General features: G+C 73.1%; 20 protein-coding genes. 7 read left to right on the top strand and 13 right to left on the bottom strand.

Going from position 1 to position 21759, the window contains the following annotated elements:
• Positions 1-168 precede the first annotated feature (168 nt).
• The gene (locus ACGFWJ_RS34375; protein ID WP_392956534.1) at positions 169-1014 is read right to left on the bottom strand and encodes a hypothetical protein; all 846 of its coding nucleotides are present in this window, start codon (positions 1012-1014) and stop codon (positions 169-171) included.
• Between the two features lie 175 nt (positions 1015-1189).
• On the opposite strand from ACGFWJ_RS34375, the gene lepB reads away from it, so the two are divergent.
• Positions 1190-1894 carry a signal peptidase I gene (lepB, locus tag ACGFWJ_RS34370; protein ID WP_392956532.1) on the top strand — a complete coding sequence of 235 codons (705 nt, stop codon included), beginning with the start codon at positions 1190-1192 and terminating at the stop codon, positions 1892-1894.
• Between the two features lie 70 nt (positions 1895-1964).
• On the opposite strand, the gene ACGFWJ_RS34365 is transcribed toward lepB, so the two are convergent.
• A complete protein-coding gene (locus ACGFWJ_RS34365) occupies positions 1965-2603 on the bottom strand; it encodes a nucleotidyltransferase domain-containing protein (RefSeq protein ID WP_392956530.1) in 639 nt (212 codons plus the stop codon).
• 68 nt (positions 2604-2671) lie between these two features.
• Here ACGFWJ_RS34365 and ACGFWJ_RS34360 point away from each other — a divergent pair, with 68 nt between their 5' ends.
• Positions 2672-3307 carry a gamma carbonic anhydrase family protein gene (locus ACGFWJ_RS34360; RefSeq protein ID WP_392956528.1) on the top strand — a complete coding sequence of 212 codons (636 nt, stop codon included), beginning with the start codon at positions 2672-2674 and terminating at the stop codon, positions 3305-3307.
• Positions 3308-3311: 4 nt separating this feature from the next.
• Here the strand turns inward: ACGFWJ_RS34360 and ACGFWJ_RS34355 are convergent, their stop codons facing one another.
• Both ACGFWJ_RS34355 and ACGFWJ_RS34350 read right to left on the bottom strand, forming a co-directional pair.
• Positions 3312-3857: an NIPSNAP family protein gene (locus tag ACGFWJ_RS34355; RefSeq protein ID WP_392956526.1), complete on the bottom strand. Its 546-nt coding sequence runs from the start codon at positions 3855-3857 to the stop codon at positions 3312-3314.
• Positions 3854-4324, bottom strand: a complete 471-nt coding sequence (locus ACGFWJ_RS34350) for a hypothetical protein (RefSeq protein ID WP_392956524.1) — start codon at positions 4322-4324, stop codon at positions 3854-3856. The genes ACGFWJ_RS34355 and ACGFWJ_RS34350 overlap by 4 nt, the downstream gene beginning before the upstream one ends.
• Before the next feature lie 64 nt (positions 4325-4388).
• On the opposite strand from ACGFWJ_RS34350, the gene ACGFWJ_RS34345 reads away from it, so the two are divergent.
• On the top strand, positions 4389-5315 hold the full coding sequence (locus ACGFWJ_RS34345; RefSeq protein ID WP_392956522.1) for a helix-turn-helix transcriptional regulator: 927 nt from the start codon (positions 4389-4391) through the stop codon (positions 5313-5315).
• Between the two features lie 61 nt (positions 5316-5376).
• Positions 5377-6309, top strand: a complete 933-nt coding sequence (locus tag ACGFWJ_RS34340) for a DUF389 domain-containing protein (protein ID WP_387641803.1) — start codon at positions 5377-5379, stop codon at positions 6307-6309.
• A 6-nt stretch (positions 6310-6315) separates the two neighbouring features.
• Here the strand turns inward: ACGFWJ_RS34340 and ACGFWJ_RS34335 are convergent, their stop codons facing one another.
• From ACGFWJ_RS34335 to ACGFWJ_RS34315, 5 genes are all read right to left on the bottom strand, one after another.
• A complete protein-coding gene (locus ACGFWJ_RS34335; RefSeq protein WP_392956520.1) occupies positions 6316-7908 on the bottom strand; it encodes an MFS transporter in 1593 nt (530 codons plus the stop codon).
• Between the two features lie 65 nt (positions 7909-7973).
• Entirely contained in the window at positions 7974-8267 is a 294-nt protein-coding gene (locus ACGFWJ_RS34330; RefSeq protein WP_392956519.1) for an SHOCT domain-containing protein, read from the bottom strand.
• A gap of 68 nt (positions 8268-8335) precedes the next feature.
• Entirely contained in the window at positions 8336-8803 is a 468-nt protein-coding gene (locus ACGFWJ_RS34325) for a DUF6325 family protein (protein WP_392956517.1), read from the bottom strand.
• A gap of 946 nt (positions 8804-9749) precedes the next feature.
• Positions 9750-10400 carry a hypothetical protein gene (locus ACGFWJ_RS34320; RefSeq protein ID WP_392956516.1) on the bottom strand — a complete coding sequence of 217 codons (651 nt, stop codon included), beginning with the start codon at positions 10398-10400 and terminating at the stop codon, positions 9750-9752.
• A gap of 49 nt (positions 10401-10449) precedes the next feature.
• Complete coding sequence (locus tag ACGFWJ_RS34315; protein WP_392956515.1) at positions 10450-10911, bottom strand: SUKH-3 domain-containing protein; 462 nt, start codon at positions 10909-10911, stop codon at positions 10450-10452.
• Positions 10912-11182: 271 nt separating this feature from the next.
• Between ACGFWJ_RS34315 and ACGFWJ_RS34310 the strand changes: the two genes are divergently transcribed.
• A complete protein-coding gene (locus tag ACGFWJ_RS34310; protein WP_392956513.1) occupies positions 11183-11419 on the top strand; it encodes a hypothetical protein in 237 nt (78 codons plus the stop codon).
• Between the two features lie 22 nt (positions 11420-11441).
• Here the strand turns inward: ACGFWJ_RS34310 and ACGFWJ_RS34305 are convergent, their stop codons facing one another.
• The 4 genes from ACGFWJ_RS34305 to ACGFWJ_RS34290 all read right to left on the bottom strand — a co-directional run bounded on the left by ACGFWJ_RS34305 (position 11442) and on the right by ACGFWJ_RS34290 (position 20063).
• Entirely contained in the window at positions 11442-12545 is a 1104-nt protein-coding gene (locus ACGFWJ_RS34305; RefSeq protein WP_392956511.1) for a ricin-type beta-trefoil lectin domain protein, read from the bottom strand.
• Between the two features lie 26 nt (positions 12546-12571).
• Complete coding sequence (locus ACGFWJ_RS34300; protein ID WP_392956510.1) at positions 12572-18337, bottom strand: PA14 domain-containing protein; 5766 nt, start codon at positions 18335-18337, stop codon at positions 12572-12574.
• Positions 18338-18688: 351 nt separating this feature from the next.
• On the bottom strand, positions 18689-19741 hold the full coding sequence (locus ACGFWJ_RS34295; RefSeq protein ID WP_392956509.1) for a hypothetical protein: 1053 nt from the start codon (positions 19739-19741) through the stop codon (positions 18689-18691).
• A gap of 94 nt (positions 19742-19835) precedes the next feature.
• Positions 19836-20063 carry a hypothetical protein gene (locus ACGFWJ_RS34290; protein WP_392956507.1) on the bottom strand — a complete coding sequence of 76 codons (228 nt, stop codon included), beginning with the start codon at positions 20061-20063 and terminating at the stop codon, positions 19836-19838.
• A gap of 195 nt (positions 20064-20258) precedes the next feature.
• Between ACGFWJ_RS34290 and ACGFWJ_RS34285 the strand changes: the two genes are divergently transcribed.
• Complete coding sequence (locus ACGFWJ_RS34285; RefSeq protein WP_392956506.1) at positions 20259-20780, top strand: toxin-antitoxin system HicB family antitoxin; 522 nt, start codon at positions 20259-20261, stop codon at positions 20778-20780.
• Between the two features lie 85 nt (positions 20781-20865).
• Positions 20866-21711: a DUF4097 domain-containing protein gene (locus ACGFWJ_RS34280; protein ID WP_392956504.1), complete on the top strand. Its 846-nt coding sequence runs from the start codon at positions 20866-20868 to the stop codon at positions 21709-21711.
• Positions 21712-21759: the final 48 nt, after the last annotated feature.

The raw sequence follows: 21759 nt of genomic DNA, 5'->3' as shown, positions 1-21759 counted from the left end.
GGGGGGGGTGGGGGGTGGGGGGGGGTTTTGGGGGGGGGGGGGGGGGGGGGGGGCCCTGGGGGGGGGGGGGGGGGGGGGGGGGGGGGGGGGCCCGGCCCGCCCCACCGCTCGCTGTCCGGCGTGAGGTCAGCCGGCAGGCGCATGGCGGCCACTCCGGCCTGGTGGCGGTCAGCCGGGCAGGCGCACGGCGGCCACTCCGGCCTGGTGCTCGCCGAACCCCCAGCCCATGACGAGCGAGCAGCCGGCCGCGTCCAGCACGTCGCTCCACGGCCAGTGCTCGGAGCCGCTGCAGAAGCCGCCCTCGCTGCGCGCATCGGCCTCGGTGCGGCAGAGCGCGCGCAGGTGGTCGCGGAGCCCGGGGTGGGCGACCGCGCGCAGCGGCGCCTCCCATGCCTCGTCCCCGGGACGGTCGATGCTCACGTCGTGCCCGGTCACCAGGTGTTCGGGGCCGCGCTCGGTGAAGGTCGCGGCCCGCATCGCCTCGTCCAGGGTGCCGCCGGTGGCGACGCGCAGAACGACGGTCAGCCAGTGGTTCAGCCGCACGCACGCCTCGTCGGTCAGGTCGACCCCGTGGCGGCGCAGCAGCGGTGCCAGCTCCGTGCCCCGCACCACCGCGCCGTCCGTGTCGTCCACGGCGGCGACGGCGCGCAGGTCGGCGACGAAGGCCTCGTCGAACGGCCTCGGGCCCTTGTGCCCGTCCGCGCCCCACGCGCCCGTTCCGGCGAGCAGGTCGGGGTCGAAGCGGAACAGCGAGGCGCCCAGGTCGAACTGCCAGTTCCACGGGGAGAAGGGGTGCGGGCCGTCCGGGTCCGGCAGGTAGCCCGGCTCGGCCGCCGACAGGGCGTCGGGGGTGGCCCAGGTGTTGGGGAACAGGAACTCGTCGAGGGTGTCCGAGGCGTAGTACGCCCCGTACCGGGCGCCGGCGGGTTCCGCCGCCACGCCGTCGCCGAGGAAGATCGCGAAGGCGTCGGCCAGCGCGGCGTCCCATCCGCCGGGTTCCCTATCGGTCGTCACGGGTGAACCTCTCCTACCTGTCGTGTCACGGGAGTTGAGGAACGGTACCGACTGCCGGCGACAGGCGTTTTACGTTCCCCAGACGGGCCGTGTCCGTACGATGGCGCCCGGGCGGACCCGGAAAGGGCTGTCCGGCCGCCGGGGGAAGGGTCGTCCGTTGTCGCACCGTGCCGCTGTGCTCGCCCGATTGCGGGCAATCAGCTCTTCGAAGCGGCCCGCCGGCCGGCGTTCGGCGCTGCGCGGGCTGGTAGTGCCGGCGGTGGTGGCGCTGGTGCTGGCGTTCGTGCTGAAGACCTTCGTGTTCCAGGTGTTCGTGATCCCGTCCGGGTCGATGATGGGCACCCTGCAGAAGGGCGACCGGGTCGCGGTCGACAAGTTCAGCCCGTGGCTCGGGGACACTCCGCAGCGCGGCGAGGTGGTGGTGTTCCGCGATCCGGGCGGCTGGCTCCCCGGCAACTCGGACACCGGGGGCGTCGCCGGCGGTGTCCGCAACGCGCTGAGCTGGATCGGGCTGGCGCCGTCCGCGGACGAGAAAGACCTGATCAAGCGCGTCGTCGCGGTCGCGGGCGACACCGTCGACTGCCGCGCCGGCCACCCCCTGACGGTGAACGGCACCGCCCTCGACGAGCCGTACCTCTACCCCGGCGCTACGCCCTGCGACGACTACCCCGTGGGCACCGTCACCGTCCCGCCGGGCCACCTGTGGGTGATGGGCGACCACCGCAACGACTCCGCCGACTCCCGCTACCAGCAGCTCTACAACCCCGGCGGCGGCTTCGTCCCGGTCGACCACGTCATCGGCCGCGCCCGCGTCCTGCTCTGGCCCCTCCCCCGCTGGGCCTCGCTGCCCGTCCCCGACACCTTCCACCACCTCGGCTGACGGCCGGCCCGCCCACCACTTCCAGGAGGTGCCGACCGCACCCGGGTCCGGTCGCAGCCCCAGCAGCGAATCATTCGCCGAGCCGCTCCAGCCAGGCATGGCCCGGGTGCGAGCGGGCCAGCCACCCGGCGAGGGTGTGGCGTCGGCCGGGCGGCAGGTGCGGCAGGACGCGGTCGAAGTCGGCCTCGTCCTTCGGGCGGGCGGCCTTCGCCTTGAAGAGCAGGACCAGTTCGGGGCGCAGGTACGGGATGCCGGTGGCGGTGTGCTCGGTGATCCGCTCGTACGGCAGCCGCAGCGTCTCGTCGCGGCGGCAGATCCACGTCGTACCGTCGTGCGGCTCGCGGAAGACGTCGAACCGGTACTGGTCGCTCGCGGGGTCGCGGGCCCAGGTCTGGTGGGTGGCGGCGAGCGCCTCGGGGCCGGCGGCGGGCCACACGGTGCCGGAGCCGGCCGCGTCGAACTCCAACTCGGGGAACCGGCTGCGGAGTTCACCGAACGCGGCGGCGGGCACCGCGACTTCCAGGTCCCCGTGCGGGCGGGTCTGCCGGCCGAGGAACAGGTCGAGCGCCCAGCCTGCCGCCACGTACCAGGGCGCGGCTAGGCCCGCCAGGCGCTGCGCGAGCTGTTCGGGCCGCCACGGCTGCGCCCAGCCGGCGGCGATCTCGGTGTCGTCGGGCCGTACGCCGCCCGGCAGTTGAGGGTCCGTCACCGTTCGACCATAGCGCGGTGTCCGATTTCCGCCGGTGCGACGGTCCGCGCTGCTCGAGGATCCCGCCGGTGACCACACACCCGCAGGGAATCCGGATCAGGCACCGCGGCGCTCTTCCGCAGGTGCACCCCAGCGCCTATGTCGCGCCGACGGCCACGCTGGTCGGCGATGTGCGGATCGGGCCCCGCGCGCGGGTGATGTACGGCGCGGTGCTGGCTGCCGAGGGCGCGTTCGTCGAGGTCGGGGAGGCGACGGTGGTGTGCGAGAACGCCGTCCTGCGGGCCTCCGCCGTCGCCGCCGAGCAGCCCGTCACTCTCGCCGACCACGTGTTCGTCGGCCCGCACGCCACGCTGCTGGGGTGCACCGTGCAGCGCTGCGCGTATCTGGCCACCTCGGCGAGTGTGCTGCAGGAGGCCCGGGTCGGCGCGGGGACGGTGGTCGCCGTCTCCGCGCTCGTCCATGCCCGCACGGTGCTTCCGGACGAGTTCTTCGTTCCTCCGCACTGCCTCGCCGTCGGCGACCCGGTGCGGATCTTCGCGCCCGGTGACCCGGCCGTGCCGCAGGCCATCGCCGAACTCGGCTTCGCGGGCGTGGCGTTCGGCATCGACGCCGCGCCGACCGACCGGCTGGCCCGCTACGAGCGCATCGCCGAGGTGCGCGTGCGGGAGTTCGGCGCGCACCTGGACGACCTCCGGGAGCGGTGAACCGTCAGGCCGTCACGGGTTCCAGCCGCAGGCGCTGGAGCGGCGGCGACGGGGGCGGGTCGGCCGGGCCGAACCAGACGCGGACGTCGAGGCCGGTGCGGACGGGGAGTTGCGGGAAGTCGTTGACGGCGTGCTCGGTGCGGTGCAGGGCGTGCCGCGGGCGCAACTGCCGGTCGGCGTACGCGTCGAACGCGGCGTCGGACCGGCAGATGGTCGCCTCCACCTCCCTCACGCCCGCGGCGGGGAGGAAGCCCGGGCCGCGCAGCAGCAGCACGTCGTCGCTGTCGACCATCGTCGCGTTGGCCTCCTCGCGGTGCGCCCGCCACACCGGGCCGCCGTAGAACGCCTCCAGGGCGCGCCGGCGGTGCGTCATGTCGGGGAAGGCGCGCAGCCAGACGAACCGGTCGGGGTCGTCGAGGTCTCGGAAGCGGCCGCCGAGCGTGATGCCCGCGTCCCGCTGTCCGGTCACGAACTCCCGCTCGAACAGCTCGATCAGGGTGTCCCGGGCGCCGGGGTGCAGGGTGTACTGGCGGAGTTCGACGATGCTCATACGGGGGCTGCTCCGGTGCGGGTGAGGTCCATGGTCCAGTTGAGTTCCCAGCTGCGGCCGCCGTCGGTGGAGAACTCCTGTTCCCACCGGGCGGTTTCGGGTCCGAGCCGGTGCCAGGCGAAGTGCACGCGGATCGGGCGGCCCTCGTAGTGGTCGTCGCCGTAGAAGTCGCCGCGGTCGCCGGTGAAGCCGCCGACCACCGGCGGGTCGAGCCGGCCGGTGCGGCTGTCGGACCAGTGGATCGTCCACTGCCGCGTCTCGCGGTCGTACAGCCGCAGTGTCAGGCCCTGCCGTCCGAGGGTGGGGAAGTCGATCTCGTCGATGTTCCCGGCGCCGCCGAACAGCGGCCGGACCACGGCGCGGCCGGGGAACTCCGCCCAGGTGCCGCCGGGCGGCTCCGAAAGCGGGGTGGTGAGGCGGCGGTTGGCGACCTGCCAGGTGCCGTGCAGGAAGTCGAAGTCGTTCATGCGCCGCACGCTACGGCCGCTCCCCTGACATCCGCTGTCAGTGGAAACCCGGACACTGGCGATCATGCGCGCGAGCCGACTGGTCACCCTCCTCCTGCTGCTCCAGAACCGGGGGCGGCTGACGGCCCGCCAACTGGCCGACGAACTGGAGGTCTCCGTCCGGACGGTCTACCGGGACGTCGAGGCGCTCGCCGCCGCCGGCATCCCGCTGTACGGCGAGGCCGGGCACGCGGGCGGCTACCGCCTGGTGGACGGCTACCGGACCCGTCTGACCGGGCTGACGGCCGACGAGGCGCAGGCCGCGTTCCTCGCCGCGCTGCCCGGCACCGCCGCCGAACTCGGCCTGGGCGAGGCGCTCGCCACCGCCCGGCTGAAGCTGCGGGCCGCGCTCCCAGCGGAGCTCCGCGCGCACGCGGACCGGATCCAGGAACGCTTCCTGCTCGACGCCCCGGGCTGGTACGGCGACGCGGACCGCACCCCGCACCTGACGGCGGTGGCCGACGCGGTGTGGGCGCGGCGCGCGCTGCTGCTCCGGTACCGCCGGTGGCGCGCCCCGGAGGAGATCTCGCGGCGGGTCGAACCGTACGGCCTGGTGCTGAAGGCCGGCCGCTGGTACCTGGTGGCGGGCGGGCCGTCCGGGATCCGCACCTACCGGGTCGACCAGATCCTCGAACTCACCTGCCTCGGCGAGGAGTTCACTCTCCCGCCCGGATTCTCCCTGCCCGCGTACTGGACCGCCCACCTGGCCGACTTCCACTCCCGCCTGCACACCGGCCACGCCCTGGTCCGCCTCACCCCGGAGGGCGCCCGCCGCCTCGGCGTACCGCCCGAGGGCGCGTGGACGCGGGCCCGGATCCCCATCGAGTCGCTCGACCACGCGCACGGCGAGTTCCTCCGTCTGGGCACCGACGTCGAAGTCCTGGAGCCGCCAGAGCTCCGCACCCGCCTCGCCGCCACCGCCCGCACCCTGGCGGCCCGTTACGCCGGGTGAACCGGTCCCGGGGGGGCAGGGCCTAAGGTTTGGCCGACAGCACGACCGCCCGGAGGACCCTTTGCTTCAGCTGCGACTCATCGTTCCCGCCGACCTGCGCGCACAGGTGCTCGACCGGATCGACGCCTGCGTCGGTGTCGCCCACGTCGCCGTGCTGCCCGGTGGGGCGGTTCGGCCGCCCGGGGACCTGGTGCTGTGCGACGTGGCCCGCGAGGCGGTCGACGAACTGCTCGGCGAGCTGCGCGCGCTGGGCCTGGCCGAGCGCGGGGCCATCACCGTGGACGAGTCGGGGCTGACGATATCGCGGGCCGCCGAGGAGGCGGAGGAGCGGGCCCCGGGCGAGGGTGTGGACGCGCTGGTGTGGGAGGAGGTGTCCGGGATCGTCCACGAGGAGTCCACCCTCAGCTGGGTCTTCCTCGCGCTGCTGACCGTCGCCACCATGCTGGCCGCCTGCGGCGCCGTCCTGGACAGCGCGATCCTGGTGGTCGGCGCGATGGCCGTGGGCCCGGAGTTCGGCCCGCTCGCCGGGCTGTGCGTCGCCGTGGTGCAGCGCCGGGCCCGCCCGGCGGCCCGCTCCCTGCTGGCCCTGCTGGTCGGATTCACCGTCGCGATGGCCCTCACGGTGGGGTTCGCGCTGGCGATGGACGCTCTCGGCCTGTTCAGCGATGCCAAGTTCGCGGCGGCCCGCCCCAACACCTCGTTCATCTGGCAGCCGGACGCGATGTCCTTCGTGGTCGCCTTCCTGGCCGGTGTCGCGGGCCTGCTGTCGCTGACCTCCGCCAAGGCGTCCGCGCTGGTCGGGGTGGCGATCTCGGTCACCACCGTGCCGGCGGCGGCCAACGCCGCGGTGGCCGTGGCGTACGGCGAGTACGCGCAGGGCTGGGGCTCCGCCGTGCAGCTGGCGCTCAACCTGTCGGGGATCGTCCTCGCCGGCGTGCTCACCCTGCTCGCCCAGCAGGGCGCCTGGCGCTTCGCGCGCCGCGGACCGCGCTGAACACCCTCAGCCGGGCGGCCGGGGCGCCGCGCGGGTGGCGGGGAGGTGGCGGGTGAAGAGCAGTGCGCCGCCGGTGATCAGCGCGCAGGCGAGGACCGCGGACTTGAGGCCCTGGATCTGCGCGTCCTGGTAGTGGCCGACGATCGCCTCGGCCTCCTGCGGCGTGACGTCGGAGCGGGTGGCCAGCGCGGCCGCGACCTGGTCGGCGGGGACGAAGGACACCCCCGCCTCCACGTGCGTCCCGGCCTCCTGGGCGACGGCCTGGCTCACCCGGGGGTCGCTCTCGATCCGGGTGGTGACGGAGGCGGCGAGGGCGCCGATGAGGAGCGCGCCGATCAGCGCCGTGCCCAGCGAGGAGCCGAGGTTCTGCGCGGTGTACTGCAGACCGCCGGCCTCGCTGCGCTCCGACACCTGCACGCTGGACTGCACCGTGTTGCCCAGCTGCGAGGCGAGCATGCCCAGGCCGATGCCGAGCAGCGCCATCGCACCGGCGAACGAGGCGCCCTTCAGCTGCGGCCCGATGGCCGTGATCAGCCATAGGGTGGCGGCGAGCAGCACCAGCAGGCCGATCCGGACGATCGCCCGGGACGAGGCGAACCGCAGCAGCAGCGAGCCGCACATCGAGGTGGCGAGCATCGTCACGGACACCGGCAGCAGCCGCAGCCCGGTCTGGAAGGCGTCCAGCCCCTGCACGACCTGGAGGTAGAGCGGGATGACGAAGAACAGGCCCAGCAGCACGGTGTTCTGGTTGAACAGCGTCACCAGCCCCGCGCGCAGCGGCCGGTTGCCGAACAGCTCCAAGTCGACCAGTGGTGTCCCGCCCCGCCGCCCGTAGTGCCGTTCGTGCACGCAGAAGGCATACAGCAGCACGGCGCCCAGCCCGATGGTGAACAGCGTCGGGGCGAAGCCGAGGACGGTGAACGGGGGGTTGCGGGGCTGCACCCAGCCCCAGGTGCCGCTCTGCAGGACGGCCAGCACCACCAGGGCGAGACCGGCGGCGGACAGCACGGCGCCGAGCACGTCCAGCGCGGGCCGGTCCTCCGGCGCGGGCTGCGCCGGCACCCAGCGCATCACCGCCAGGATCGCCACCACCAGGACCACCTCGCCCGCGAACACCAGCCGCCAGGTCAGGTAGGTGGTGACCCAGCCTCCGAGCAGCGGCCCGACGGCGATGCCCGCACCGGCCAGCCCGCCGACCACCCCGTAGGCGATCGCCCGCTCGCGCCCCTGATAGGACCCGGCCACCAACGCGGCCAGCGCGGGCAGCACCAGCGCCGCGCCCAGCCCCTCGATCACCGACCAGCCGAGCGCGAGCACGCCGACGGTCGGCGCCAGCGCGGTCAGCCCGGAGCCGAACCCGTACACCACCAGGCCGATCACGAAGACCTGCCGGCGGCCGAGCATGTCGCCGACCTTGCCGCCGGTCAGCATGAAGGCCGCCATCACCAGGGTGTAGAGGGTGATGACGGCCTGGATGGTGGTCACGTCGGTGTGGAAGTCGGCGACCAGCTGGCTGATCGACACGTTCATCACCGAGGCGTCCAGCACCATCAGGAACTGGGCCGTCCCGAGGACGATCAGCGGCTTCCACCTGTTCACTGCGCCTCCCGGGCGTCCCGATGCCGGTTCCCCCGGTTCCCCCGGTTCAGCCGGTTCCCCTCGGTTCAGCCGCCGAGGATCCGCGCCTTCTGCGCGGCGAACTCCTGCTCGGTGAGCACGCCCTGCTCCTTGAGCGCGGCGAGCTGCTGGAGCTGGTCGAGCTTCTGCTCCATGTCCGGCGCGCCCGCCGGAGCCTGCTGCGGGGGCGGGGGCGGGGCGGCGGGTTCGGCGTAGCCGACCTGCTGGGCGTCCTGCTGCGCCCAGCGTCCGGCCTGGCGGCGGGAGACCCGGTTGGAGACGGCGGTGGCGGTACCGGAGATGACCGCGGTACGGGCGACGCCACGGAGCAGTCCGGGCATGGCGTTCTCTTTTCTCTGGCGGTTTCTCTGGCGGTTCTCTGGCGGTTTCTCTGGGGGTGTCGCTGCGGTCAGGCCGCGGGCCCGGTTCCGAGCTCCTCGATCGCGTCGAGCACCTCGACCAGGTCCTGCAGCGGAACGCGCCCGCCGGCGATCATCCGGGCGTCGGCCCGGCGCAGCGCGGCGGCGAGCGGGGCGGCCCACCGGTTCTCGTAGAGCAGGACGACGGCGGAGTCGCCGGGGTCGAGCAGGCCGCCGGCCTCGGCCAGGTCGGCGTCGCCGAGCAGGCCGGAGGAGGCGCCCTCGAACACGGCGAGGTCGAGCTTTCCGTCTGCGTCGAGGTCGGCCACTTCGACGGCCGCGACCGTGCCGTCGGTGCCCTTGCGGAGGAAGATCAGGTCGAGGATCCGGATGATGCCGCGGTCGACCAGGTCGACCAGCAGTGGCATGCCCTCGCCGGTCAGCCGGCTGCCCGGGAACGAGATCACCAGGTAGTCGATCGGGCCCAATTCGTCCGGGTCTTGGAGTTGCTTGCTCACGGCGGCTCCCTCACAGCGGCTCCCGGGATGGAAGGCCGGCCGGGCATGCCGACCGGGACCGGGCCGGCGGCGTTCGCCGCGTACCGGCCCGGTCCCACGCTAGCCCGCGCCCCGGCTCCCCGCGCTCCGGTGCGGCCGTGCCGCTACTCCGGGTGACCGGGTACGGAACGCGGCACCTCGCTGCCGACGGAGGTGAACCCGCACACGAGAACGGCCTGCGGCAAGCGCGCCTCGGCCTCCGGCACAAGGGCTGGTCCGACTCGCACAGCCCGATGCCCAACTCCCGCCGCCCGGCCGGCTCTTCACCGACCACCACCGGCCCGCGCTCCAGCGCGGCCCTGCCGCTACACCGGGCGGCCGCGCACGAAACGCGGCACCTCGCTGCCGACGGAGGTGAACCCGCACGCAAGAATGGCCTGCGGCAAGCGCGCATCGGCCTCCCGGACAAGGGTCGGTCCGGCTCGCATAGCTCAATGCCCAACTCCCGCCGCCCGGCCGGCTCTTCACCGACCGCCACCGGCCCACGCTCCAGCGCGGCCGTGCCGCTACACCGGGCGACCGCGCACGGAACGCGACACCTCGCCGCCGACGGAGGTGAACCCGCACACGAGAACGGCCTGCGGCAAGCACGCGTCAGCCTCCGACACAAGGGTCGGTCCGACTCGCACAGCTCGATGCCCAACTCCCGCCGCCCGGCCGGCTATCCACCGACCGCCACCGGCCCGCCCTCCAGCGCGACCCTGCCGCTACACCGGGCGACCGAGTACGGAACGCGGCACCTCGCTGCCGACGGAGGTGAACCCGCACACGAGAACGGCCTGCGGCAAGCACGCGTCAGCCTCCGACACAAGGGCTGGTCCGACTCGCACAGCCCGATGCCCCTCCCGCCACCCGGCCGGCTCTTCACCGACCACCACCGACCCGCGCTCCAGCGCGGGCCGTGCCGCTACACCGGGCGACCGGGGCGTCGTGGGCGCAGCAGCACCTCGCTGCCGACGGGGGTGAATCCGCAGGCGAGGAAGGCGCGCAGCGAGCGGGCGTTGCCGGGCGAGACGGCGGCGAAGACCGGTTCGCCTTCCGGGACGAGGGTGAGTGCGTCGGCGATCAGGGTGCGTCCGCGGCCGGGGAGGGGTTCGTCGGGGTCGTGCAGTTCGATGCTCAACTCCCGCCGTCCGGCGAGTCCTTGGGCGAGTGTGACCAGCCCGCGCGCGTCGCCGTAGACCTCGACGCCGGCCCGTATCTCGCGGGCGTGCTGGACCCGGGGGTGTGCGTCCGCGCCGTCCAGCGGGCCGAGTTGGGCGGGGCCGCCGCTGCCGGGGGCGACCAGTGTCGCGTCGAGGCAGCCGATCCAGCCGCCGGGGCCGGCCAGGTGGCGCAGGAAGTCGGGCGACATCGACTCGCCGAACCCGTCCGCGCCGTGTGCCCGGACCTCGTCGGCGGGCCGCGCCGTGGCGACCACCGCGTGTCCGGTGAACGCCACCGAGCACTCCAGCCCGCCCGCCAGCGGCCCGAGCACCGTCACTTCGCCGTCCACCGGCGGGAACACGCCTTTGGCCGCGTCCAGGAAGTACCCCAGCAGCGGATGCGACTCGACCATCCTTCTACCACCCGTCAGTTGTGGATCACCGCTCCCGAACCTACGCCGATCAGCCCCCGTCCACTGGCGGTTCGTCACGGATCCAGCGGGGCATGACGCCGAGGATCAGGTGCTCCATCGCCTGCGGCATCGGCCCGAAGCTGGCCAGTGTGCCCTCGACCAGGTAGACCTCGCCGGTCTCGTCGATGCCCAGGAAGAACCGGCCGTGGTCGAGTTCGCCGAGCGGGAAGATCCGCCGCCCGACGACCTCCCCGAGCTCCAGGTACCGGTCCTCCTCCCCCACGGCCAGCTCGGGGTCGAGTTCGAACGGCGTGCGCGCGCAGGTGATTCCGGGCCCGTCGATGTCGACGGTCAGCCCGCCGAACTCGCGCAGGAACGCTTCCGCCGCCGCGTGCAGTTCCACGCCCTCGGGCTCGAACAGCTCCCGCCACCGCCCGGTCTCCACCGCCCGCCCGGGCGTCCACCCGGACGCCGTCAGCACCCTGGTCACCTCGTCCGACCATCGGTTCATTCGTCATCCCCCTTGCCCGTCACGGTGGTTCACCTTCCCACACCGGCGCGCACGGGGCGCACTTCGGGCTGGCGCACGCCTGGACGCGGTACTACGTACCACCCGATCGGCCGAGCAGGAACGCTCCGGCATCGATCGGGCTCGCGTCGGGCCGCCATCATCGTGCCGGTACCCGAACCACCGTGGCTGCGACCGGCTCCCGGTCGGCCGCAGCACGACGCCTGCGTGGTGCCACTCCTCCCGCACGGCCATTCGAAAGGGAATGCGCACGATGAAGTTCCACCACCTCGCCCGCCGGGCCCAGTCGATCGCCGCCGCGGTGGTCCTGGCCGTCGGTACCTTCACCGGCGTCTCCCCGGCCCACGCGGCCGACTCCGGCGAGCAGGCTCAGCTCCGCATCTCGCAGGACTTCGACGCCAACTCCCCCCGCCCGACCCGGATCCACGCCGCCGCGGCCCGTGCGCTCGGCCGCGGCCCCGCCGACCTCACCGGCTGGGCGAGCAGCTGACCCGGCGCGCCGGGCGCCGCCGTCAGGTTCCGGCGCAGTTGGTGAACGTGGCCCGGGTCCGTGCGCTGTAGATGCTCGCGCCGCCGTTGGCGTCGTACTTGAGCGGCACGGTGATGGTGTCGTCGGCGGTCCACGGGAAGCCCTGGGTGTCGAAGGTCCAGGTTCCGGTGGCCTTGGTGGCGAGTTCGGACAGCGCGACCCACCCGTACTGGCGCGGGGGCACGCTCACGGTCAGCTTGTTGCCCATCTCCTGCTTGAGGTCCACCGTGGTGGCGCCGTTGACCTCGGCGGTGACCTCGAGTTGGAGCTTGGCCAGGCCGACGTCGCCTCCGACGGACAGGCTTCCGCCCAGTTTGAAGCCGATGGTGTTGGTCCACCCCGTGGTGGTGTTGAGCGTGAACTCCCACGGGATCGTGGTCGAGGTGTCGTTGAACCAGATCGGGGAGACGCACGACTCCGGCAGCGTGAACGGCGGTGTCTGGTTGGCCGTGGACCACGAGCAGGTCGAGGTGTCCTTGTTGCACCGGGCGGCCGCGTAGTCCACGGCGGTGTTCCACGCCGTCTGGTAGACCTCGGCGGGCAGCACCCACTGCTGGTAGGGCGTGTTGTCGCAGCGGTAGGTGTACACCCAGTTGTCGGTGGCGGGCGGTATCTGGACGGTCAGGCAGGAGTTGTCGCCGACCTGGCGGATCCTGAACGCCTTCTGTGCCGATCCGGCGACCGGTTGGAAGTACCACTGTTCGGACGCGCGCCCGTCACAGGGCTGTTGCCGCAGTTGGTAGCGGGCGGTGGTGAGGTCCATGCACTTGCCGGTGGTGGTGTTGACGATGGCGAAGCCCGAACCGAGGCTGGTGCCCGTGTTGATGCGCCACGCCGTGGCGGATCCGGGCGCCGGGTTGACCGAGATGGCCGCGTTGTCGTCGTAGCTGCCGCCCTGGACGTCCAGCAGTTTTCCGTTGCTGACGTTGGTGATCGTCAGCTGGATCAGCGCCGTGGGCGACGCGGCGCTCTCCTCGTGCGCGGCGGCGGGGGACGCCGTGATCCCCACGGCCGCGCACAGCGCCACCGCGATGACGGTGGCCTTCCTCCAGAAGGTCCGTCGCTGCCTTGATGGTTCGGTTGTCACCGGCACGATCCTTTCGTGATGCGCAGTCACTTGTCCGACTTCCAGCGGTTGCACCAGCGACAGAGCAGCTGGCCGTTCTCCGGGGATCCGGCACCACCGTGGGCCTTGGGCTCCATGTGGTCGACCTGCCACTCGTCGTTGGACGGCGTCACCCCGCGCTGCGACTTCTGCGGCTGGACGACTTCCCGGCCGCACCATTCGCAGAGGTTGTAGCCGTTGTACTTGTCCGCGTTGATCGCGACGACGTCCCGCTTGCCGGCCCGGGTGAAGTCCATGTACGCCCGGCACGCCGCGTTGTGCACCAGGAACCGGCTCGCCCCGGCCTGGACGTAGTAGGTGTGGATGGTGCTGACGCTGAGGTTGTGGACGGTCGCGTCGGCCACCTCGCCGCGGTCGTGGACGGAGGCGACCTTCAGCGCCGCGGAACCGGGCGCACCACGGACGGTGTCGCCGGCCCGGACGTCGCCGGCATCGACCCAGCCGCGGTCCTCGACCCAGATGGGATGTCCGGCGGTCGCGGTGATCGTCGCCGGCCGCGGCCCTTCGAGGCCGATGTCGATCAGGTGCTTGGTGCCGTGGCCGGTGATGACGTCCGTGACGGGTTCCGCGACGGTCCGGCCGGTGGCGGGATCGGTGGCCTGGACCTGGTCGCCTTCGCGCACCTCACCGATCGGTTTGATGGTGCCGTCGGCCATCACCACCGGGGTGTCGGGGGCGAAGGAGTTGCACGTCTTCTCGACCGCCTCGGCGGCCTTGCCGACGGTCGAGGCTTCTCTGGCCGCGGTCTTGGCGACGGTACTGGCGAGCTTGCCGCCGGGGATCATGCCGAGTGCGTCCATGGCGGCGGCCTTCTTGTTGCCCTGGGCGAGCTGGCCGGCCACCGCCACCCCGGAGGCGACCGTCCCCACCGGGCCCGGCACGTAGGCCACCACTTCCGCCGCGGTGGTCCCGACGCTGACCACCGACTTCCAGGAGAACGTCCCCGCCAGGTCCAGGCCGTTGACCGGGTCCGCGTCGACGTAGTCGTAGTCGTTGGCCGACCCGCCGGGTACCGGGTCGATCTGCAGAAAGCGGCCGAGTGCGGGCAGGTAGACCCGGGCGCCCATCTCGATGGCCTGCTGGCCGGCCAGGTGCTCGACCGGCCGCTCGTGCTGGCCCAGCCATCCGAAGTCCATCCCGCCGGCGGCGGTGGCGGGGATGGGGAGGTCGGCGAAGGCGCCGGTGGCGGGGTCGATGTTCTGGCCGAAGGGGTCGTAGAGGTGGAGGTCGCCGGTGCGGGCGGCGGTCCCGTCCGCGGTGAACAGCACGTCGCCGTGAATGTTCGGGTAGGACCAGTTGGTGCTGGCGGCCCGGTCGTAGTTCTTGGTCAGCAGCACGCCGCCGGGCAGCGCCACGATCCGCTGGAGCAGGCCGCCGTCCTTGTCCAGGACGAGGTCCGCGTCGTCGTGCTTGGAGCTGTACGAGTAGCGGGTGGTCCCGTTCTTCGAGCCGTCGGCGGCGCCGGTGACGGTGCGGGCCGTCAGCCGGTCGGCCGGGTCGCGCAGGTAGGAGATCGTCTTCCCGTCGGCGGTGGTGGTGGCGATGTGCCGCCTGGCGGAGTCGTAGCCCAGGGTGTCGCCGCCGATCCTGACCGTGTCGCCGTGGCTGTCGTAGCCGAAGGAGAGTGCGGTGCCGCCGCTGGTGGAGGTCAGCCGGTCGGCGCCGTCGTAGCAGTAGCCGGTGGTGACCGCCGGGGCGCCGTTGAGACTGTCGGTGGACGCGGTGCGGTTGGTGTTCGACCCGGCCGCTGCCGCCGGCCCGCAGCCGCCGGCCGGATCGAACCGGTAGGTGAGTTGGTGGTGCGGGACGGTCGCCGCGACGAGCCGGCCCACCGTGTCGTAGGTGTAGGAGGAGGTCGCGGCGGTCTTGCCGTCGGCGGTCACCACGTCGTCGGTGACCCGGTTGTTGCGGGAGCGGGTGACTGTGTCGACGACCGTGGACGCGGAGGTCTTCCACGTCAGCGCCGTCGGTTTGCCCGAGGCGTTGCGGGCCAGCGCGTCGAGGCGGGATCCGTTGCCGTAGGCGACGCGGGCCAGTTCGGTGGCCGCGTCGTAGCCGGGGGTGGCGACGATGGTCCCGTCCAGCTTGACGTTCGTCAATTGATTGGCATCGCTCCAGGCGTAGATCACAGTGCTGGACACGCCCTTGACCGTGGTCGTGTCCGTGGTCAGGCGCCCGACCTGGTCGTACGTGGAGATCGAGGTGACGCCGTTGGCATCGGTGTAGCGGACCTCCTGGCCGAGCAGGTCGATCACGGTGGTGATCGACCCGTTCTCGTCGCTCACCTGCGAGGTCAGCGGGTCACCGCCGACGGCGTGGTCGGTGACGACGGTGCGGGCCGGCTTGGCCCCGTACGCGGGGAAGGTCTTCTTGACCACCCGTCCGCGCGCGTCGTACGTGGTGCAGGTCCAGCCCTCGTCGCCCGCGCGCTCGGCGACGGCACGGCCGGTCTCGTCGTACACGGTCTCGCCGGTGAGCGGCGTCCCGTCGGCCGGTCTGGCTTCCGTGGCGGTCTTGGCCATGCCGCCCTGGTTGGCGGCCGGAGCTTTCGGATCGCACGGGTTGGTCCGGGTCTCGGAGTCGCCGTAGTAGACCGTGGTGGCGTGCTTGTCGGGGTCGGCGAGGTCGCCGCCGGGCTTCGCGGTGGCCAGTTGGCGCAGGTACTTGTCGCCCGGCCGCTCGTAGCCGGTGCGGGTGGTCAGGCCCAGTCCGCCGGGATCGGCCGTGGTGGACACGGTGAGCCCGTACACCGGGTCGATGCCCGCCGCCGGATCCGCGTAGCTGCTGGCGATGTGCCTGGACGGTGCCCGTTCCGTGTCGCCGCCGGAGGTGTCCTCGGTGGTGGAGCCGGTCGCCCAGCCGTACCGGGGCGCGAGCTTCGTCCCCGGCACCGGCACCGGCGTGCCGGCGCCGGGCGGAGTCCAGGTGAAGGACAGTGCCCCGGTCGTACCGGAGCGGTTGTAGTAGTCGACGCGGACGCGGTGCCGGCTGCCGGCCGCGGTGTTGCCGTACGTACCCGCAACTGCCGTGCTGGGCTTGTCGGTCCAGCTGTCGACGGTCAGCACGTCGTCCACCCACAGCCGGACGCCGTCGACCGCGGTGAACCCGAGGCCGTAGTCCCCGGCGGCGGGGAACTCGATCTCGCCGGTGAACCGGCCCGACCAGCCGGCGGTGTTCGCCACCGGCGGGCCCGCCCCCCACGACCGTGCCAGCGCCCCGTCACCGGCGCCGACCCCGGTGGCGAACTCCCGCGGCACCCCCGCCAGTTCCGGGTTGTCGTAGAAGGCGGCCGACAGCCCCACCAGGCCCTCGTCGTAGCTGGTGTGACTGTGCGGCATCGTGGCCGCGCAGGCGGGTGTCGGGATCAGCCCCGTGAAGCAGGACGCCGGTGCGGGCCCGTACTTGTCGACCGGGCGGTCGGCGTGGTCGTACACCGTGGTGGAGCGCCGGCCCGCACTGTCGACCGCGGCGGTGGCCTGGTCCTTGGCGTTCCACTCGGCGGAGATGCTCGCGCCGGTGAAATCGGTGGTGACCAGGGTGCGTCCGGCGTCGTCGTAGGTCACGGTGCGCGAGCGGGTCGAGTCGTACACCCCGGCCAGGGCCACGGTCGCCTGGTTGCGTTCGAGGTAGTACTGGTAGAAGTGCTCGGCGCGCTTGTCGCCGGAGCGGCCGTCCGGTGCCGCCGCCAGGACCTGGACCGCGCGCAGGGCGGGCGGTTCCTGCGGGTGCTCGACCACGGAGTCGTAGCCGATCACCGTGCAGGCGGCGGCGATGTCACCGGTGTTGGTGCACCCGTTCTCCGCGGACGGGGCCTGGTGGGCCACCCAGTCGTAGGCCAGGCTGCCGCGGAGGGTGGCCAGCGGCCCGATGCTGTCCAGGGCCCTCTGCTTCTCCTCCTCGTTGTCGCCGGCCTGGTCGTAGCGCTGCTTGGCCGAGGCCCGGCCGACGTAGTCGAAGTCCTGCATGGCCGCGCCGGGATTCTCGATCCTGGCCAGGGTGCCCAGCTGGTACCACAGCCGGGTCTCACTGCCGTCCCAGTAGCGGATCCGGCACAGCATCCGCGCCGGGGCCGGGTCGGAGCCCGGCGGGCGGGACACCCCGCCGTAACAGCCGTCGCTGCCATCGGTGTTGTAGAACAGCCGGTGCGACCGGCCGGAGACCGGGTCCTTGATCTCGGTCAGCCGGGGCGGCGTCCCGCTGTAGAGGTACTGCAGGGCCGCGGGCTTCTTGCCGTCCAGCACCGACTCCACCGCGGCGAGCGTGCCGTCGGGGTTGAACACCGACACCGCGTCGCCCTCGGTGACCGTGATCCGCCCCGCGCTGTCGAACGCGAGCACGCCGTCCTCCCCGACCGGGGGTGCGTAGCCGCCCGCGGAGGCCTTGGCCCAGGTGTGCTTGCCGCCGGCGGCATCGGTGAGCACGACCGAGCCGTCCAGCATCTCGGCGTGGCTGTAGCCGCTGGACTGGGCCGACAGCGTCCATCCCGGCGGCAGCGACTCCGAGTCCGAGGAGAACAGCCACTCCGTCGGCACGATCCGCGGTTCGAGGTTGTGAACGCGCTGGTCGTCGGGGCCGGTGCTGCTCTTGGCCCACAGCACCATGCGGGGCCGCTGGTCGGAGTGGTGGTACAGCTCGACGCGGATCGGCACCAGCTGACCGGCGGTCAGCGCGATGTCCTGAGCCTGGTGCGGGCCGGGCAGCAGGAAGTCGTCGCCGGGATCGGCGGCCCCGGGGCTGTCGTAGACCAGCGTGTCGCCCAGCCAGACCCGCGCACCGTCGGTGTGCGCGCCCGCGAACCGGAACTCCCCGGTCACCGGGGCCTTGAACTGGCCCTCCCAGCGCACCACGAACCAGTTCTTGTCCAGCGCGGGCGGCATCGGGTTGTCCCGCCACGGCAGGTTGTCCGGGTTGCCGGTCCACGTGACGCCCCAGTCCAGGTTGACCTGGGACTCGCCGCGCACCATCACCGGGGTCGCGTCCGGGGCGCCCGCGTGCCGCGAGTCGTTGAAGTACGAGGCGCGCACACCGTGCGGTGCGCCCTGCCGGGAGTTGTAGGCGAGGTTCACCCCGGCCGATCCGCCGACGGTCTGGAACGCGGGCCCGGCGGCCTCGACGTGCGCGTTGCCGTTGAACAGGTTCACCGTCACCGGCCCCAGGTGGTCGGTCGGTGCCGGCCCCGGATCCCCCACCCGCTGGTTGACCGTGAAGTGTCCGACCCACTGCGGCGCCGTCGCCGTCGTCGCCCCGGGCGTCGAGGTGGCCGCCGTCCAGGTGTAGCGGCCGCCGTCGTGCAGCACGTGCTTGGGGACCGTCCACTGCGGCTGGTCGAGGCACCCGGAGTCCACCACGCTGCCCGAGCGGCCGTCGAAGCCGGTGGAGACCTTGAAGCAGTACAGGACGCCGTCGCCGACCGCGGCCACCTGCAACACCGGCGTCTCCGTGCCCACCACCGCGCCGTCGACCGGAGCGACCGGACTGGTCTGCGGTGCCGGGTCGGCGCCGGACGCCGACCGCTGCGCGTCGAACCGGGTGTGCCCGCCGGTCGCCAACGGCTTGAAGTCGGCCTTCGGCTGCCCGGGTTCGGCCTGCGGCTGCTGCTTGCCCGCCGACGGCACCGACAGGATCGGCAGATCCCTCGGCACCGGCTTCGACGCCGCCGACGCGGACGCCGCCGGCACCACCTGCGCCTGCGCCAGCGAGACCATCAGCACCATCGCCACCGCGAACACGATCAACCGCGACCACGACCGCACGGACAACCGCGCCCTGCCGCCCCCTCTGGACAAGGCCCCTCCAACGTCGTCGGTGTCCGCCGGAACCCGCGGGCCTGGGCAACAACGGAGGACATCCTCCGCGCCCACCGGACCCCGGGGAACAGGCTCCGTCCACCTTGGCCGGAATCACCGACCCACCGAACGCCAAACGGAACACCCGCCCCACGGGCCGTCCGCCACCTCCACCCACCCCTGTCAGGAACACGACCAAAGATGCACCCCCGGGCACCCCCGAAGCGGAGCCGCAGGACCGCCGACACCCACACCCCCAACTTGGCCGGAACCCGCGCCGCAACACCGCGGCCTGCTCAGACCCGCATGGGCGCCCCGTCAGCACCATCCGAACGGCATCCAGCCCGGGTGAATGGCGCGCACTGCCGGGCGCCGGTCGGCGGGCACACGGGCCAGCAGGTCGTGGATCAGCCAGCCGTCGAAGTAGACGCCGCAGCGCCACGTCGGCAACGGCGGGTCGTCGCGGTCGAGTTCGGCGCGCAGCACGCTGTGGACGCGGACGGCGGCGCGCATGCGCGGGAAGGCGAGGTGCCGCCAGACCGCGAGGTCGAGCGGGATGCCGGTGACGCCGGGCGGGGTCGGCCACGGCCGGCCGGTCTGCGGGTGGCGCGGGACGAGTGCCAGCTCGGGGTGACGGCCGGCCAGAGGGCGGCCGGGGCCGTGCAGGGCGCAGCGCTTCGCGGGGCGGCCGGCGTCGGGCGGGAAGTGGCGCATGGCGCGGTCGAAGACGGCGGCGGCCTCGCCGTCGTCGAACGCCACGGGCGCGCCGCCGGCGGCGAGAGCGAGGCCGACGAGGGTCGTGCTCATCTCCTGTTCGCAGCGGCGGTCCCAGCGGCCGGCCGCGTCGACCGGGGGGACGGCGTAGCGCTCGTCGATCAGCCCGTCCCAGTCGGTGACGGGCAGATCGGGGCCGGCGGGGACGGCACGGACCGCGTCGGGTTGCAGCCAGACGGCCTGCCAGACGGAGCAGTCGTCCTCGCGTGCGCCGACGGGGAGCCCGCAGTGAGCACAGGCCAGGTTGGGGCCGTGCCCGCCGGTGAGGCCGCAGCAGTAGCCGTCGGCGCCGTCGACGATCAGTGTGGTGCCGATGTCGTCGCCGGGCGCCAGCAGGATCTGCCCGCGCGGGCCGTCCGGCAGGGAGTACACACGGTCGTAGTAGCCGCGGGCCTCCGCCTCGCCGTCGGCGAGTTCCTCCCAGAGCCGCCAGGGTGGGCCGGACTGCTCCGGGTCGACGGCGTAACTCCCCGCGTCCATCAGGGCCGGCATCCGCAGGCCGTTGCCCACCTGATGACGGGCGTAGGGCGGGAACCGGACCCGGCTGACCGGCCGGGTGAGTGTGCTCGCGCAGTGCGCGCACGCGAAAAGCTCCAATGGGCGCCCTCCTTCGACGACCGGCGCAAGATCGCACACCGGCCGGTTCGAAGGCAAGGGGTTTTCGACCGTACGTCAAGCCCGGTGGCCGCGTTCAGCCCTGTTCGCGCAGCGCCCGGTCGACCTGCTCGCGCTCGTATCCCATTCGGACGATGTCGAACGCGGCAGGGCGCGGCCGCTGTTCGGGCGGCAGGGCGAGGTGGGCCTCCACCTGCTGCCGGTCGTAGCCGCGCCGCACCACGTCGAACGGGGCGGCGGGGTCCGGGACTTCGGTGGGGGCGGTTCGGCGCTGCCACCAGCGGGTGCGGTGTTCCTCGGTCATGGCGGCGGTCCTCCCCCGTCGGCGGTTTCTCCCGGGGATGCTACCCGCCGGGCCGGGCGGCACCATGGCGCGCCATCAGTGGCACTACCTGGCACCCATTCATCTCCGCTGGTCAGAGCAGCCAGACATGAAAGACCAACCATCCGACACCGCAAGGAACTTGTCGCGGCATCAGAGTGATGCCACTATGGAGCCATGGACCTCACCCCGTATGTCGACAACCTCCGGCGCGAGTTGGCGGTGGCCGCCGAGGCCGGCGGGCCCGAGGCCCGCGAACTGGCCGACCGGCTGACGGCCCCGCTGGAGTCGGCGACCCGGCTGACCATGCTGCACGTGCTCTCGGCCGCGATGGCCGAGGTCACCCGCGAGCTCGCCCCGGGCTCGGTCGACGTCCGACTGCGCGGCCTGGACCCGGACTTCGTGGTCACCGCACCGCCCGCCGAGCCCGCCGCCGTCGAACCGACACCCGTACCCGTAGCTCCCGTGGCACCCGACCTGCCCGCCGCCGAGGACGACGGCGGCCAGGCCAGGATCAACCTGCGCCTGCCGGCCCAGTTGAAGGCGCGCGCCGAGGAGGCCGCCGCCCGCGAGGGGCTGTCGGTCAACGCCTGGCTGGTGCGGGCGGTGGCGTCCGCCGTCGAGGGCGGTGCCCGTCCGCGCGCGCAGGCGGAGCGTTCGCAGACCTTCGGCCAGGGCTACACCGGCTGGGTCCGCTGACCGAACACCCGCACCACCCCGCATCGCCCCGACACCCGACGACCGGGCCCCGACGCCTCTGACGACCCATGAGGACGGTACTGCCATGCCTTCTTTCGACACTCCCGAGCCGATCTCGCTGAACGTCCAGGTGTACGCGGGCTCGGTGCACGTCATCGCGACCGACCGCGCCGACACCGTGGTCGAGGCCCGGCCGCGCGACCCGGACCGGGAGGTGGACGTGCGCGCCGCCGAGCAGACCGAGGTCGGCTTCGCGGGCGGCGTGCTGACCGTCCGCACCCCCAAGCAGCGCTACCCGCTGGGCCGGACCGGCACGGTGGACGTGTCCGTCGAGCTGCCGGCCGGCTCGCACCTGGAGGCCGGCGGCGCGTGGACGCAGGTGCTCGGCGAGGGCCCGCTCGGCGAGGTGCGGGTGAAGACCGCCTCCGGCGACGTCCGGCTGGACAGCACCGGGCCGCTCCAACTGTCGGCCGCACACGGGTCGGTGACCGTCGAGGAGGTCCGGGGCCGGGCCGAGATCAGCACCAGTTCGGGCAGCGTCCGGGTGGGGCTGCTGGACGGCCCGGCGGTAGTGAAGAACTCGCACGGCAGCACCACCGTCGCGCTCGCCACCTCCGACCTCCAGGTGAGCGGCGCCAACGGCGACATCACCGTCGAACGGGCCGAGGCCTCGCTGCGCGCCAGCACCGCCCGGGGCACCCTGCTGGTGGGCGAAGTGGTGCGCGGCAGCGTGCAGTTGGAGACCGGCTTCGGCACGATCGAGATCGGCGTCCGGACCGGCACGGCCGCCTGGCTGGACGTCGGCGCGCAGCGCGGGCAGATCCGCAACGCGCTCACCGGCGCGGACGGACCGGAGCAGGGCGAGGAGACCGTCGAGGTCCGCGCCCGCACCCGCTTCGGCAACATCGACATCCGCCGCGCCCGCACCTGACGTGCCGTCACCTTTCTTTCCACGTAAACCGTTTCCCACCGGGAGGAC

Source organism: Kitasatospora sp. NPDC048407 (assembly GCF_043200475.1).
In the GTDB taxonomy this organism is placed as follows: Bacteria; Actinomycetota; Actinomycetes; order Streptomycetales; family Streptomycetaceae; genus Kitasatospora.
This window is presented reverse-complemented; position numbering and strand designations above follow the sequence as displayed.

Excerpts from the sequence above, each read along its gene's own strand:
- ACGFWJ_RS34345 (WP_392956522.1), top strand. The coding sequence starts at position 4,389 with ATGCGCGCGAGCCGACTGGTCACCCTCCTCCTGCTGCTCCAGAACCGG.
- ACGFWJ_RS34315 (WP_392956515.1), bottom strand. The coding sequence starts at position 10,911 with ATGAACCGATGGTCGGACGAGGTGACCAGGGTGCTGACGGCGTCCGGG.
- ACGFWJ_RS34280 (WP_392956504.1), top strand. The coding sequence starts at position 20,866 with ATGCCTTCTTTCGACACTCCCGAGCCGATCTCGCTGAACGTCCAGGTG.
- ACGFWJ_RS34285 (WP_392956506.1), top strand. The coding sequence starts at position 20,259 with ATGGACCTCACCCCGTATGTCGACAACCTCCGGCGCGAGTTGGCGGTG.
- ACGFWJ_RS34310 (WP_392956513.1), top strand. The coding sequence starts at position 11,183 with ATGAAGTTCCACCACCTCGCCCGCCGGGCCCAGTCGATCGCCGCCGCG.
- ACGFWJ_RS34330 (WP_392956519.1), bottom strand. The coding sequence starts at position 8,267 with ATGCCCGGACTGCTCCGTGGCGTCGCCCGTACCGCGGTCATCTCCGGT.
- ACGFWJ_RS34290 (WP_392956507.1), bottom strand. The coding sequence starts at position 20,063 with ATGACCGAGGAACACCGCACCCGCTGGTGGCAGCGCCGAACCGCCCCC.
- ACGFWJ_RS34320 (WP_392956516.1), bottom strand. The coding sequence starts at position 10,400 with ATGGTCGAGTCGCATCCGCTGCTGGGGTACTTCCTGGACGCGGCCAAA.
- ACGFWJ_RS34350 (WP_392956524.1), bottom strand. The coding sequence starts at position 4,324 with ATGAACGACTTCGACTTCCTGCACGGCACCTGGCAGGTCGCCAACCGC.
- ACGFWJ_RS34355 (WP_392956526.1), bottom strand. The coding sequence starts at position 3,857 with ATGAGCATCGTCGAACTCCGCCAGTACACCCTGCACCCCGGCGCCCGG.